Here is a 13,660-nt window from a genome sequence, read left to right as displayed (position 1 = left end):
ACCTTGTTACCAGCGCAGCGGCTTCGGCAGCTTGATCGTGACGATGCGGGTCTTCACACCCGAGTCGATCAGGCGGCCGTCGGCGCCGAACTCGCCCAGGCCGAAGTCGTTGTCGTTGATGACGACGATCGTGCGCGGGTCGAGGATCGCCAGGCCCTCGACCTTGCCCGGCAGCGTCGGCGCGACCTTCGACAGGTCGGCGATCAGCTTCTTCGGCGTGGGCCGGACCTGGGTCAGGTCGGTCAGCGCCTCCAGCGACGGGGTCGTCGAGAGCTGGTCGTACCTGCCGCCGAGGAGGTTCTTCGCCTTGGCCAGGTCGATCTCGTAGATGTGCGCGACCTTGTCGGTCCGCTCGTCGACGAGGATGCGGTCGCCGGCGATGTGGGCCAGGCCGGAGATCTTCATCTGGCTCTGGTCGCCGTTGTACGACGGGTCGAAGGTGGTGATGTCCTCGAACTGGTAGGCGTACTCGCCGGTGACCCGCTCGCGCCGGATGTCGAACGTGAGGATGCGCGCGACCCGCGATTTGTCGCCGACGGCCTTCGTCGGGTTCTGCAGCGGGCTCTGGACGGCCAGGTAGAGGGTGTTGCCGTTGATGGTCAGCCCTTCGAACCCGCGGTTCTGCGGCCGGGTCGACAGGATGCCGGGCAGCACGTTCCTTGACCGGGTAATCGGCGCCCTGGAGGTTCAGCCCCTTGGGCACGTACCGGGCGATGACCCGGCCGTTCGACGACACGTGGATCAGCGAGGGGGAGTACTCGTCCACCAGCCAGAAGTCACCGTGCCGGTCGACCACGATGTCCTCGGTGTCGACCCCGCTCGGGTTGAAGGCCAGCTGGGTGAGCCCGTCCCAGGTGTACGGGATCTCGTCGTGCCCCTGCTGGTTCGACAGGCCCGTGACGAGTTTGCCCGACCGCCCCGTGATCGGGATCCACTTCTTGATCTCGACGCCGAACTGCGTCGACACCTTGGCGATCGCCGGGGCGAACTCGGGGATCGGGAAGGTACGCCGCTTCTCGCCGTTCACGGTCGGCTGCCCGTTCGGGCCGCGGTCGGTGACGACCCAGAACTCACCCTGGCGGCCGGCCGGGAAGAGCCCGCTGCCGATGCCGCCGAGCTGCACGCCGCGGTCGTCCCGGATCGACGACTGGAGCTCCTTGAGCGGGACCGGGGGGATGGTGACGTCCTTGATGACGACCGGGGCGGGGGCGGGCTTTGCCGTGGCCGTACCGGGAATGACGAGCGTCGCGGCGGCCAGGGCCAGACCGGCGAGAGCGGGACGGAGCATCGGCTCACCTTTCGTTGTGTCGCAGATTGCCAGCCGACCACCGTAATGACCGATCTTGAACGACACCCCTCATCCCGATGAAGGGAAACCAGCGGAACGACCTCAGCCGCCGCCCTCCGCGTCCCCGGCGGGGAATGAGGGGCACGCACATGTTCTGTCCCGGATAGCGGACTCCTTTCCCGGCCGATGACACGCTCATTCGGCGTGTCATCATCAAATATGGGAGGGGCGATTGAAACCGACGGATCAGGTGCTACGGGATCTGGCCGAGGCATCGGACATCGCGGTCCGGACGAGTTCGGAACTCGTGGGGAAGGTGAGAAAGGCGGCGGCGAAGGACGACGCGAAACGAAAGCAGAGGGACGACCGGCTCCGCCGCAAGACCGACCTCACGGAATTACCGCGTTCCAGTAAGGCGCAATCGCTCCACCTGCCCCCATGGCATGTCCTGCACGAACTAGCACACGCGCTCAGCCTGTCGCGACAGGGAGCGAGTCGCGGTCTGGCGGAACACTGGGGCAGTCTCAAATACAGCCAGGCGTTGGACTCCGAGTCCGGGTTCTTCATGGAACTCTCCGGAGAGGGAAAGAGCAACGTCGCGCAGCAGTACAAGCGGATTCAGTCGCAGGAACTCGGTCACGGATTCGCCCGTCTGCTGACCCGTCATATTCTTCGGCAGCGTCATCCGGACCATTTCGTCTCCATCGTCAGCGCTGACGTCGTCCTCAAGGCGGGGTGGGCGAACAGATCGTACAAATACAATTACCAGCCCGACTTCTTCGCCGAGATCTGGAAGCCGGGTGAGCCGTCGCTGGTCATCCCGATCGCCGCCAAGGGAAACCACGATCGCCGTCCGATCACCTCCCACAACCAGCTCGCCTCCTGCTCCGCCCACGCCGAGGCCGTCGTCATCGGAGAGCTGGGCGAGACGCCGGCCCTGCTCTTCAGCACCGAACTGTCCCCCGAAGGCCCGCTCACGGTCCATGCCCTCGAATCGCGGGGAGAGGGGGGTTGGCTGCTCTCCTCCGAGCGTTCTCGTCTGGACGTGCCGCTTCTGGACAAGGGATATCTGCCGGGAATCGAAGGTTCGCCTGACGACGAGCCCGGTTTTCACGTCAATCCGGAGCGCTTCGGCTGGTTCCAGCACGTGCTGGCCCGAACCGCCGCGGCCGGAGTGACCGCCTTCGCCGGTGACGGCGGCGCCACCGTCCAGTACCTGACCAAGCGTCAGGGGAGCGGGCACTACCGGGTCCCGTTCGCCCACGCGGCGACGGGGAGTGTCCGGGATGCGACCTACACGTTCTTCGGCATCAGATTCGTGGGCACCGACCACGTCTTCCGGTTGAACAACAAGCGAGTGGAGGCGTTCTCCGGCGTCGTGGAGAGCCTGTTCGACCTCCTGTCCGAGGGAAGGGTCGAGGAGTACCGCAGGAGGGTCTACGCGCAGCGGGGACGGTGGTGCGACGACAAACAACCCTCGGGCTGGAAGGGGCCGATCTCCGTACACGACGACGGAACCGTGCTGGCCATGCGCCGTCTGCTGAACTAGACGGAGCTCAAGCGCCGGCCGCATGGGAGGGTCATCGCTGGAGCCCTCCCATGACGAGGACGGCGAAGGTGAGCGCGTTCATGGTGCAGTGGACCAGGATCGGCACCAGGACCCCGCCCTTCGTCCGGGCCCACGCGAGCGGCAGCGCCACCACGACCACGGTCAGCCAGGCGTACGTGCCACGGCACAGGTGGCGAGGCTCGCGAACTATCCGTTGGTCAAGCAGGTCGTGGTGATCAACATGGGTCCGCGCATGCTGGAGGCCAAACTCTACGACCAGTACGGAAACTGGGTGAAGGACCTCGGCACCTTCGCCCCCGGACAGGTCTTCCGCCCGACCCGCCGCGCTGCCGGCTCAGCGAGGTCAAGATTTTCCGGATGTACCCGGTTCCGACCCAGACGCCGCCCCCGTCAACGCCGCCCGCGCCCAGGGGCGAACTGGCCTGGAACTCGGGCGTCGTCATCGGACACGACGAGGGCACCTCGATGCCCAGCCAGACCAACTGAACATGACCGTGCCCTCCGGCGTTCACGCCGGAGGGCACGAGTCCTTAGCGGGCGGCCTTGAGGATCAGGGACGTCACCGTGTCGGGGTGGCTCATCATCGCCACGTGAGAGCTGTTGATCTCGATCGTCACGGCCTTGGCGCGCTTGGCCATGGCCCGCTCGGCCTGCGGCGGGATGATGCCGTCCTGCCTGGCCACCAGGAAGTAGCTCGGGATGGTCTTCCAGGCGGCCGGGCCCGACGGCGTCACCAGGGCGGCCAGCGCGCCGGGACGCTGGGTCGCGGCCATCACGGCGGTCGTCCTGCGGGGGAGGTCCTGGGCGAACAGGCGGTGGAAGTGGGCCGGGTCGATGTAGGCGTCCGCGTCGCCGCCCGAGGCGCCGGGGAACGGCGTGGTCTTCAGGTGGTCGACCACCTCGGTGTGGCCGCCGCCGAGGGTGTTGGCGGCGGCGACGCTCTCACCCTCTTCGAGGGCGTAGGCGGCCACGTACACGAGGGACTTGACCTTGGTGTTTCCGGTGGCGGCTCCGGTGATGACGGCGCCGCCGTACGAGTGGCCGACGAGGACGATCGGGCCCTCGACGGTGGTCAGGAACTCGCGGAGGTACGCGCTGTCGGAGGCCGGGCCGCGCAGCGGGTTGGAGAAGGCGATGACGTCGTAGCCCTTGCGGATCAGCTGACCGGCGACCTCGTTCCAGCCGCTGGAGTCGGCGAAGGCGCCGTGCACGAGCACGATCGTGGGCTTGGGGGCGGGGGGTTCGGCCGGCCTGGGCGGGGGTGGCGAAGGTCAGGCCGGCCAGCAGGAAGGCGGCGGCCAGCACCCGGATCAAGCGGGACATGAGGTGTCTCCTACGTGGTGGGGGCGAACCCGCACATCGTGCGATCGGGCCCGCCGTCGCCGGACCACGTGTTCTCCGTGGTGTTCCGTGGGTGGTTCTGGTGTGATTGGCCCGTGCTTGGGCTCCTTGGTCGGGATGACGAGCGGCGGCGGCTCGATCTGCTGCTCGGCAACGCGCGCAACGGTCATGGCGGATCGCTCCTGGTCACCGGCGAACCGGGGATCGGGAAGACGGCGCTGCTGGAAGCGTCGACCACCGGCGCGGCCGGGCTGACGACGGTCCGGCTCGACGGGTTCGAGTCGGAGATGACGCTGCCGTTCGCGGCGATCCAGCGGCTGACCATCCCGTTCGGCGGCCACTTCGCCGCGCTGCCCGAACGGCAGCGCGGGGCCATCATGGTCGCCTCCGGGTTGGCCGAGGGGCCGCCGCCCGACCGGTTCCTGGTCGGTCTCGGCGTGCTCGGGCTGTTCGCGGCGGCCGCCGCCGAACGGGCGGTCGTGTGCGCGGTCGACGACGCCCACCTGCTCGACCAGGAGAGCCTCGACGTCATGGCGTTCGTGGCGCGGCGGATCGCGGTCGAGCCGGTCGCGCTGCTGTTCGCCGCCCGCGACGAGCAGGACATCGCCTCCCGGCTGGCCGGGGTGCCGGAACTGCTGCTCGAAGGCCTGAGCCAGGAGTCGGCGACCGCACTGCTGACGCGCTCGCTCGCAACCCCGATCGACCCCGCCTCGGCCGCCGCCATCGCCCGCGCGACCGGCGGCAACCCGCTCGCGCTGATCGACCTCGCCGAGGACTTCTCCCAGCGCGACCTGGCCGGGCTCGGCTTCGGCGGCGACCCGATCCCGGTCGGCCGCCGCCTGGAGGCCCACTACGCCCGCCGGATCGGCCGGACCGACCCGCAGGTACGCCTCTGGGTCCTGCTGGCCGCCGCCGACACCACCGACGACGTTGAACTGATCACCGCCGCCGCCCGCCAGCTCGACCTGGGCGAGGACGTCGTCGACCGGGCCGAGGCCCTCGGGCTGGTGGAGCTCCACGGCGCCATCAGGTTCCGCCATCCGCTGGTCCGCTCGGCCGTTTACAACTCCTCCGCGGGCACCGACCGCAGGCGCGCCCACCGGGCTCTCGCGAAGGCGGCGGCCGACCTCGGGATGGTCGAGCTCGAAGCCTGGCACGCCGCCAAGGCCACCTTCGGCACCGACGCCGAGGTCGCCGACCGGCTGGAGCACACCGCCGACCTGGCCGCCCGGCGCGGTGGCCTGGCCTCGCGGGCCAGCATCCTCACCCGCGCCGCCGAACTCACCCCGACAGGCCCGGTGAAGAACTCCCGCCTGGTCGGGGCCGCCGAGGCCGCCCTCGGGGTGGGGGCGGTGCAGGTCGCCCAGGAGCAACTGGCCCGCATCGACAACGCGACCGCCGACCCGGTGGGCCACGGCCGGATGATCGTGGTGCGGTGTGCGCTCGGGCTCTTCACGGGCGACGCGCGGGTGCTGCCCTCGGCGGTGGCCGAGCTGGTCAAGGCGGCCGACGCCTTCCGGGGCCGGGACCTCGAACGCGAGCAGCGCGCCCTGCTGAAGGCCTACGAGGTCGCCGCCACCGTCGACCGGCTGTTCGTCGGGATCACCAAGCGGGAACTGGGGGAGCGGATCACCGAAGGCGTGGTCGAGGGCGGCTCCTTCACCGAGATCCTCACCGGGCTGGGCGCGCTCGTCCTGCTGCCCTACGCCGAGGCGGTGCCGCGCGCCCGCGCCTCCCTGGACGCGCTGCTCGCGCTGCCCGACCACGAAGTCATGCTGATGCACTCGGCGATCGCCGCGCTGAGCGTCTTCCTGTTCGACGACGCCGGCGGCCGGGGCGGGCTCACCCGGGCCGCGACTGCGGCCAGGGAGGCGGGCGCGCTCCAGGCCCTCGACTCGCTGCTATGGGTCCACTCCCTCGCCGAGCTGACCTTCGGCACGGTCCGCATGGCGGAGGAGCTGATGGCGCAGGTCCGCGAGGTCCGGCACGCCATGGGCTACGACAGCGAGAACGTCATCAACGCCGCGCTGATGGCCTGGACCGGCGCGCCCCGCCACGTCGTGCTCGCCATCGGCGAAGGGGCCAACGCGGTCGGCTACGGCGGGGTCGGGGCCGCCGCCGTCGCGGCCGTCGGGGTGCGCGACATCGCCGAAGGCGCCTATCGAGACGCCCACGAACGGCTCAAGCCGCTGATCAACGATCCGTTCCTGCACGTCACGCCGTTGCAGTATCCCGACTTCGTCGAGGCGGCCGTGCGCAGCGGCCGGACCGTCGAGGCCCGGCCGATCGCCGACCGGCTGGCCGAGATGGCCACGGTGAACGGCTCGGCGTGGTGCGCGGGCCTGGTCCACCGGTCGAAGGCGCTCCTCAGCGACGACCCGGAAGAGCACTACGTGACGGCGGTCGACCTGCTCGGCACGACCGGCGCGGAGATCGACCTGGCCAGGGCTCATCTGCTCTACGGCGAGTGGCTGCGCCGGATCCGCCGCCGTCGTGAGGCGGGCGAACAGCTCCAGCGGGCGGCCATGCTCTTCGAGCAGGCGGGCGCGCACATTTTCGTACCGAGAACCCGATCGGAGCTCGAAGCGGCCGGGCTGAAAGCGGTGGAGCCCACCGGGTCGGGGATCCCCGACCTCACCCCGCAGGAGCACACCATCGCCCGGCAGGCGGCGCTGGGCAGGACCAACGCCGAGATCGCCGCCAACCTCTTCATCAGCGTCAACACCGTCGACTACCACCTCAGGAAGGTGTTCCAGAAACTCGGCATCTCCTCGCGCCGGCAACTGGCCGACAGACTACGAGAATCGCGTGGTACGTAGTCCCGCGCCTCCGCGAAACGCTCGATCGACGCTATTCGAGCGAAGGAGGCCGAAGTGCCCTTTGTCACCGCCGACGACGGTGCGCGCATCTTCTACCAGGGCTGGGGGACGGAGGGATCCCCGGTTCTGTTCAGCCACGGCTGGCCGCTGAACGCCGACGCCTGGGAGGCCGCGGCCCTCTTCATGGCCAACAACGGCCACCGCGCCGTCGCGCACGACCGGCGCGGCCACGGCCGTTCGTCGCAGACCTGGCACGGCAACGAGATGGACACCTACGCCGACGACCTGGCCTGCCTGATCGAGAACCTCGACCTGCGCGACCTCACCCTCGTCGGCCACTCGACCGGCGGCGGCGAGATCGTCCACTACATCGGCCGGCACGGCACCGCGCGCGTCTCCCGCGTCGTGCTCGTCGGCGCGGTGCCGCCGCTCATGCTCAGGACCGACGACAACCCCGAGGGACTGCCGATCGAGGTCTTCGACGGGATCCGGGCCGGTGAGCTGGCGAACCGTTCGCAGCTCTACCGCGACCTGGCCGACGGGCCGTTCTTCGGCCACAACCGCAAGGGCGACGTGGCGCAGGGCTTCCGCGACGCCTTCTGGTTGCAGAGCATGGCCTGCGGGCACCGGGCGGCCTACGAGTGCATCGCCGCGTTCTCGGCGACCGACTTCCGCCCCGACCTGGCCAAGATCGACGTCCCTACGCTGGTCATCCACGGGGACGACGACCAGATCGTGCCGTTCGAGGTGGGCGGCAAGCGCTCGGCCGCCCTGATCGACGGCGCCCTTCTCAAGGTGTACGAGGGCAGCGGCCACGCCCTGCCCGACACCGACCGCGACCGCCTCCACGCCGACATCCTGGAGTTCATCTCATGACGACCGTCGTACTCGTCCACGGCCTGTGGGTCACCCCGCGGAGCTGGGAGCAGTGGGTCCCTCACCTGGAGTCCAAGGGTGTGAAGGTGCTCACCCCCGCCTACCCCGGCTTCGAGATCGAGGTCGAGGCGCTGCGGGAGAATCCCGACGTCATCGCCGGCCTGACCGTCGACGACACGATCGCCCACCTGGCCTCGGTGATCCAGGCCGAGCCCGAGCCGCCGATCATCATGGGCCACTCCTTCGGCGGCACGCTCACCCAGTTGCTGCTGGCCAAGGGGCTCGGCGCGGCCGGGGTCGTGATCGACTCGGCCCCGACCGAGGGTGTGCGGGTCAACCCGATCTCGCAGGCCAGGTCGTTGTTCCCGGCGTTGAAGAACCCCGCCAACCGGCACCGCGCCGTCGGCTTCACGCCGGAGGAGTGGCACTACGCCTTCACCAACACCCTGTCGGAGGAGGACTCGCGCGCCGTCTGGGAGCGGTACGCGATCGCCGCCCCCGGCTACTGGGTCTGGGAGTACGGCCTGTTCGCCAACTTCAAGCCCGGCCACCAGGACACGTGGGTCGACTACAACGCCGACCGTGCGCCCCTGCTGTTCATCGCCGGCGAGAAGGACCACATCATGCCGCCGTCGGTGAACAGGTCCAACGCCAAGCACTACAAGAACTCGCCGGCCCTGACGGACTACCACGAGTTCGAGGGCCGCGATCACTGGACCTGCGGCGCCCCCGGCTGGGAGGCCGTCGCCGACTACGCCCTTGACTGGGCGCTGAAGCACAAGCGCTGACGTGCCGCGAAGCCCGCTCCCTCGTCGTCCGGGGAGCGGGCTTTCGTCTTGAAGCCGAAAGTTTCTCCCGTCCGGCTCGGTGGAATCGTGCCATTCATCTGGTTACATCAGGCACGCCTGTTTTGTTGATATGCGCTGACCTGCGAATTCGCTGCTGAGCTGCGGGTTCAGGTTTCGGCGATGTTTCTGAAAGTTGTTGACAGCCCGGAGGTCCGCGCCGACACTTTCGGGGATACCGATCCGCTCCCGTCGGTCGTTCCGAGCCCCCAAGGCAGGGAGGAAGCACTTCCATGAAAAAAGGCTTAGCGGCCGCAGGCGTCTGGGCCACGGTGATCGCCATGATCACGATGTTGCCGGGCATCGCCCAGGCGGCCGTGACCACCAACCAGACCGGTAACAACAACGGCTACTGGTACTCCTTCTGGACTGACGCCCAGGGCACGGTCTCGATGGAACTCGGCTCCGGCGGCAACTACAGCACCTCGTGGCGCAACACCGGCAACTTCGTGGCCGGCAAGGGCTGGCAGACCGGTGGCCGCAGGACGGTTTCGTACTCGGGCAGCTTCAACCCGTCGGGAAACGCATACCTGACCCTCTACGGGTGGACCCGTAACCCGCTGATCGAGTACTACATCGTCGACAACTGGGGCACCTACCGCCCGACCGGCTCCTTCAAGGGCACGGTGACCAGCGACGGCGGCACCTACGACATCTACGAGACGACCCGCACCAACGCGCCCTCGATCGAGGGCACCCGGACGTTCAAGCAGTTCTGGAGCGTGCGCCAGCAGAAGAAGACCGGGGGCACCATCACCGCCGGCAACCACTTCGACGCGTGGTCGCGGGCCGGCATGCAGCTCGGCAACCACGACTACATGATCATGGCGACCGAGGGCTACCAGAGCAGCGGCAGCTCCAACATCACGATCGGCGGCGGCGGCACCAACCCGCAGCCCACCCCGACCCCCACCAACGGTGGCGGAGGCGGCGGCTGCACGGCGTCGTTGTCGGCGGGCCAGTCGTGGAGTGACCGCTACAACCTGAACGTCTCGGTCAGCGGTTCGAGCAACTGGACGGTGACGATGAACGTGCCGTCACCCGCGAAGATCAGCTCGACGTGGAACATCTCCGCGTCCTACCCGAACGCCCAGACCCTGACGGCGCGGCCCAACGGCAGCGGCAACAACTGGGGCGTGACGATCATGCACAACGGCAACAACACGTGGCCGACGGTGTCCTGCCAGGCAGGCTGACCCGCCGACCGACGGAAAGCCCAGGTGATCGGCGCCTGGGCTTTCCGCCTGTTGTGAACTAGGCCGACGGGCAGGACTGGCCGGGCAGGGTCAGCGAGGCGCGGGCGTGGCTGATGACGACGTCCACCCCGGCGATCGTGGTGACGTGGACGGCGTTGACCTTGATGCCGGTGCCGTTCCCGTAGGGCACCCGTTCGTTGAGCACGATCTTCGCCACCAGCGGGATGGTGATCATGTGGTTCAGCGGCGGGTTGGTGATGGCCGAACCGTTGACCTTGAGCGCGGTGAAGGTGGTCGTCCCCGAGGTGGTGACCGTCCCGCTCTCGGTGGCGCTCGCCGTCGCCTGGGCGCTGATCTCTTCAGCCGTGATCAGGCCGTTGAGCAGGTTCAGCTTCGCGGTGGTGGCCTTCGCCCTGGCGGTACGCAACCCGTCGGGCCCCACCGTGCCGGAGGCCTCCGTGGTGAGCACCCCGAGCGAGGCGACCGCCGGCAGGACCGCGGTCAGCAGCGAGTCGTGGTCGGAGCCGGGCGTGGCCGTGCACGAGACGTCGGACGGCACCAGCGCGGGGCCGCCGATCAGCGGCGCGGTGACCTTGGCGGCGTGGGCGTGCGCGTCGAACTTGTGCTCCGGCGCGACGAACCTCACCGACGCGCACGTGGTCGCGTTGTTCATGCCGACCCGGTCGGAGACGTCGGCCGGGCAGGTCGAGTATTCGCCGATGACCCCGGCCTTCACCGGAACGGTGATGGTGCAGCTCGTCACGCCGTCGCCGATGCCGCCGCCGGCGGAGACGACCCCGTTCGCGACCGACACCGACGGCTGGGCGCAGTCGCTCGTGGCCGCCCCCGCCGGGGTCAGCCCGTCGGGCAGCGCGACCTTGAACGACCAGCCGTTCTTCTCCCGCAGCTCCGAGGTGTTGGTCACGGTCAGCTTGAGCGTGGCGGTCTGCCCGATCGCGGGGCTGCCCGGCGAGTAGGAGACGCCGAGCGCCGGGGTCACGTCGAGCACCCGCACGTTGTCGATCGCCCCGTCGTTGCCGTTGGTGCCGCCCTGGGTGTTGACCAGGCGGACGCCGAGCTGCGAGCCGGAGAACAGGACGGGCGCGTTACTCGTGTAGGTGCCGACCGAGATGCCGCCGATCACCGCCCCGGGGTTGGCGCAGGTGTCGATGGGCTGGCTGAACGTCGGGATCGCGGTGTTCCCGTCGAGCAGGTAGAACGCGATCAGCGGATGGTCCACGTTGCAGTTGACCGCCGCCGCGTCGACCGAGAACGTGACGAACCGGTTGCCGCTCCCGATGGACACCGGGTGTTCCGTCTCCAGCTGCACCTTGCCGGCGCCGGGAGGCGTGTGCGTGAAGGCCGTGACGGCGTGGTTCGTGGCCGGGTCGCCGCCCGCCCACTGGCCGAGCGCGCCGGCCAGATCCCGGACGACCGGCCACCAGCCGCCGCACTGCTGCGCGAGCGGTGGCGCGACGGCGGGGTTGAGACGGCTGGCGATGAGGCCGTTGCACGAGGTCAGCCAGGCGGGGTCGGCGGCGTAGGTCATGGCGTGGGGCGCGGGCCCGGTGTAGTCGGTGACCATGACGGGCGCCGTGCCCATGCCGTTCTCGAACTCCTCGCTGAAGACGACCTGCGGATCAGCGGGCGCGGCGGTGGCCGCCCGGGGTGACAGGACCGCGGTCAGCGGAATGAGGGTGAGCACGACCGCAGGGACGATGCGTCGCAAAGGTGAAATCCCTTCGTGGCGAACTGGCGGTCCTCAGTTCGTACACAAAGTCTCCGACGAATCACTTTCTGTCAAGAAAGTAAGTGGCAACTCTGCGTAATCAATGAATACTGAGAGTGACATTGCCTCGTGGCGAAAGGACCCCCCTCAATGCCGACCGCACGCATCGCAGCAGGAAACACCGTCTCCGGGCAGGGCTGGCAGGCCTACGGGCCGAACGGCATCTACATCGACGTCGACACCACCTCGGGCCGTTTCACCGGCGCCCCGACCTATGTCACCTCCATCACCGGGCCGGGCGGCAACCAGTGGTCACTGGTCGGCCCGAGCGCGATCTACTCACCCACCGCCACCGGCTTCCGCGTCTACGTGCAGTGGCGCGACGGCTCCGCGCTGACTCCGGCCACGGCCCAGCGCTATGGCTGGCAGATCAACTGGATCGGCTACGACAACCCCTGATCACCTGAGATGATCATCCGGTCTCTGGTCGGCGGTCGCGGCCGATCAGGGGCCGGGTGCCCCTCGGCGCAGGTTCTCGATCGCCTCCGTCAGGCCGATTTCCAGGTAGCGGATGTCGTCGGTGGCGACCAGCATCGTGGCCCCGCCCGCGATCGCGCCGATGAGCTGGGTGGCCACGCGTTCGGCGTCGGCGTCTGGGCGGACCGCCCGCACGCCGTCGGCCACGTAGCGCTGCCAGCGGGTGTACATGCCCGTGATGATCTTTTCGACGGCCGGATCGGCCAGGCCCAGCTGGGCCGTCAGCGCCGACAGCGGGCAGCGGCGGCGCTGGGCGGCGTAGCGGGCGATCACGCGGTCGCGCCAGGCCTCCCACTGTGCCCACGAGGTCAGGTCGCTCAGGTAGGGCTGCTGTTCTTCGAGGACGAGTTCGGCCTCGTGGGCGGCCACGGCGAGCAGCATGTCGGCTTTGCCGTCGGGAAAGTAGTGGAAGAGCTGGCTCTTGCTCGTGGCGGTCGCGGCGCGGATGTCGTCGAGGCCCACGTTGGCGGGGCCGTGGTCGCGGATGAGTTTGGCGGCGCCTTCGACGATCCGCTGCCGGGTGGCGGCGCCCTTCGGAGTCAGTGCTCTCACCTGGGTACTCTAGCAAAAAGTGAACTTGACAGTCCATTTTTGTGGTGGCATTTTGGACTGCACAGTCCACTTTGAAGGGAACCAACTCATGGACCTGCGGCTCACGGGCAAGCGCGCCCTGGTGACCGGATCGACCGGCGGCCTCGGCGAGGAGATCGCCCGGACCCTCGCCGCCGAGGGGGTCACGGTGGTCGTCCACGGAAGAGATCAGGCGAGGGCCGACGCCGTCGCGAAGGAGATCGGCGGGACCGTCGCGATCGGCGACCTCGCCACCGACGAGGGGGCCGACGCCGTGGCGGAGGCGGCCAAGGAGGTCGACATCCTCGTCAACAACCTGGGCGTCTTCGACCCCTCGCTGACCTGGGACAGCCTGTCGGCCGACGACTGGAACGACATCTACAACGTCAACGTCGTCGCGTCCGTACGGATGATCAAGAGGTTCGTCCCGGGCATGAGGGAGCGGGGGTGGGGGCGGGTCATCCAGATCAGCAGCGCCCTGTCCGACTATCCGATGGACACCCAGCCCCACTACGCCGCGACCAACGCCGCCCGCAACAACCTCGCCGCCTCGCTCTCCCGCGAGCTGAAGGACTCGGGGGTCACCTCGAACGCGGTGGCCGCCGGCGGCATCCTCACGCCGAAGGCGAAGGTCCGGCTGACGGAGCTCGGGCGGCAGTCGGGCTGGGGCGAGACCTGGGAGGACATGGCGGAGACCGCCGGTCGGCGGCTCACCACGATGGTCGACCTCGGGCGGATCGGGCTGCCGGAGGAGTACGCCGACATGGTGACCTTCCTGGCCAGTCCGCGCTCCGGCTACGTCACCGGCGCGACGTTGCGGGTGGACGGAGGGTGGCACTAGACATACCCGCTTGACGGAGATTCCCCTATTTCCTACATTAAAAGTAGG

General features: G+C 68.9%; 12 protein-coding genes and 1 pseudogene. 8 read left to right on the top strand and 5 right to left on the bottom strand.

The genetic code is table 11. The annotated features are described in order from the left end of the window. Positions 1 to 6: 6 nt before the first annotated feature. Positions 7 to 654: an esterase-like activity of phytase family protein gene (locus AW273_RS39165; RefSeq protein ID WP_269750259.1), complete on the bottom strand. Its 648-nt coding sequence runs from the start codon at positions 652 to 654 to the stop codon at positions 7 to 9. Positions 655 to 739: 85 nt separating this feature from the next. Beyond that, positions 740 to 1,288: pseudogene (locus tag AW273_RS39370) on the bottom strand (esterase-like activity of phytase family protein); the annotation flags it as partial. 232 nt (positions 1,289 to 1,520) lie between these two features. Here AW273_RS39370 and AW273_RS21825 point away from each other — a divergent pair. Together AW273_RS21825 and AW273_RS39155 are read left to right on the top strand one after the other, a co-directional pair. Continuing rightward, complete coding sequence (locus tag AW273_RS21825; protein WP_062350912.1) at positions 1,521 to 2,837, top strand: hypothetical protein; 1,317 nt, start codon at positions 1,521 to 1,523, stop codon at positions 2,835 to 2,837. A gap of 378 nt (positions 2,838 to 3,215) precedes the next feature. Then, positions 3,216 to 3,344 (top strand): hypothetical protein, encoded by a 129-nt coding sequence (locus AW273_RS39155; protein ID WP_269750257.1) that lies wholly within the window; start codon positions 3,216 to 3,218, stop codon positions 3,342 to 3,344. Between the two features lie 44 nt (positions 3,345 to 3,388). On the opposite strand, the gene AW273_RS21820 is transcribed toward AW273_RS39155, so the two are convergent. Beyond that, positions 3,389 to 4,075, bottom strand: coding sequence for an alpha/beta fold hydrolase (locus AW273_RS21820; RefSeq protein WP_369409101.1), 687 nt, complete (start codon positions 4,073 to 4,075; stop codon positions 3,389 to 3,391). A 219-nt stretch (positions 4,076 to 4,294) separates the two neighbouring features. On the opposite strand from AW273_RS21820, the gene AW273_RS39150 reads away from it, so the two are divergent. The 4 genes from AW273_RS39150 to xynA all read left to right on the top strand — a co-directional run bounded on the left by AW273_RS39150 (position 4,295) and on the right by xynA (position 9,935). Continuing rightward, positions 4,295 to 7,018 carry a helix-turn-helix transcriptional regulator gene (locus tag AW273_RS39150; RefSeq protein ID WP_062351076.1) on the top strand — a complete coding sequence of 908 codons (2,724 nt, stop codon included), beginning with the start codon at positions 4,295 to 4,297 and terminating at the stop codon, positions 7,016 to 7,018. A gap of 54 nt (positions 7,019 to 7,072) precedes the next feature. Next, positions 7,073 to 7,894: an alpha/beta fold hydrolase gene (locus AW273_RS21810; RefSeq protein ID WP_062350910.1), complete on the top strand. Its 822-nt coding sequence runs from the start codon at positions 7,073 to 7,075 to the stop codon at positions 7,892 to 7,894. Next, positions 7,891 to 8,682 carry an alpha/beta hydrolase gene (locus AW273_RS21805; protein WP_062350907.1) on the top strand — a complete coding sequence of 264 codons (792 nt, stop codon included), beginning with the start codon at positions 7,891 to 7,893 and terminating at the stop codon, positions 8,680 to 8,682. The genes AW273_RS21810 and AW273_RS21805 overlap by 4 nt, the downstream gene beginning before the upstream one ends. Positions 8,683 to 8,972: 290 nt before the next feature. Next, a complete protein-coding gene (xynA, locus tag AW273_RS21800; RefSeq protein WP_062350904.1) occupies positions 8,973 to 9,935 on the top strand; it encodes an endo-1,4-beta-xylanase XynA in 963 nt (320 codons plus the stop codon). Positions 9,936 to 9,993: 58 nt separating this feature from the next. Here xynA and AW273_RS21795 read toward each other — a convergent pair whose 3' ends face one another. Beyond that, entirely contained in the window at positions 9,994 to 11,664 is a 1,671-nt protein-coding gene (locus tag AW273_RS21795) for a choice-of-anchor P family protein (RefSeq protein WP_157556017.1), read from the bottom strand. Positions 11,665 to 11,814: 150 nt separating this feature from the next. Between AW273_RS21795 and AW273_RS21790 the strand changes: the two genes are divergently transcribed. Beyond that, entirely contained in the window at positions 11,815 to 12,123 is a 309-nt protein-coding gene (locus AW273_RS21790) for a hypothetical protein (protein ID WP_062350898.1), read from the top strand. Between the two features lie 45 nt (positions 12,124 to 12,168). On the opposite strand, the gene AW273_RS21785 is transcribed toward AW273_RS21790, so the two are convergent. Continuing rightward, entirely contained in the window at positions 12,169 to 12,753 is a 585-nt protein-coding gene (locus tag AW273_RS21785; RefSeq protein WP_062350895.1) for a TetR/AcrR family transcriptional regulator, read from the bottom strand. 88 nt (positions 12,754 to 12,841) lie between these two features. On the opposite strand from AW273_RS21785, the gene AW273_RS21780 reads away from it, so the two are divergent. Further along, positions 12,842 to 13,612: an SDR family NAD(P)-dependent oxidoreductase gene (locus tag AW273_RS21780; RefSeq protein ID WP_062350892.1), complete on the top strand. Its 771-nt coding sequence runs from the start codon at positions 12,842 to 12,844 to the stop codon at positions 13,610 to 13,612. Positions 13,613 to 13,660: the final 48 nt, after the last annotated feature.

The sequence above is a fragment of the Herbidospora yilanensis genome (genome assembly GCF_001570565.1).
In the GTDB taxonomy this organism is placed as follows: Bacteria; Actinomycetota; Actinomycetes; order Streptosporangiales; family Streptosporangiaceae; genus Herbidospora; species Herbidospora yilanensis.
The sequence above is the reverse complement of the archived record's forward strand: the minus strand, read 5'-3'. Positions and strand labels throughout refer to the sequence as shown.

Bases quoted from the DNA above. Each gene is read 5' to 3' on its own strand.
- AW273_RS39155 (WP_269750257.1), top strand. From the start codon at position 3,216: ATGTACCCGGTTCCGACCCAGACGCCGCCCCCGTCAACGCCGCCCGCG.
- AW273_RS21805 (WP_062350907.1), top strand. From the start codon at position 7,891: ATGACGACCGTCGTACTCGTCCACGGCCTGTGGGTCACCCCGCGGAGC.
- xynA (WP_062350904.1), top strand. From the start codon at position 8,973: ATGAAAAAAGGCTTAGCGGCCGCAGGCGTCTGGGCCACGGTGATCGCC.
- AW273_RS21790 (WP_062350898.1), top strand. From the start codon at position 11,815: ATGCCGACCGCACGCATCGCAGCAGGAAACACCGTCTCCGGGCAGGGC.
- AW273_RS21780 (WP_062350892.1), top strand. From the start codon at position 12,842: ATGGACCTGCGGCTCACGGGCAAGCGCGCCCTGGTGACCGGATCGACC.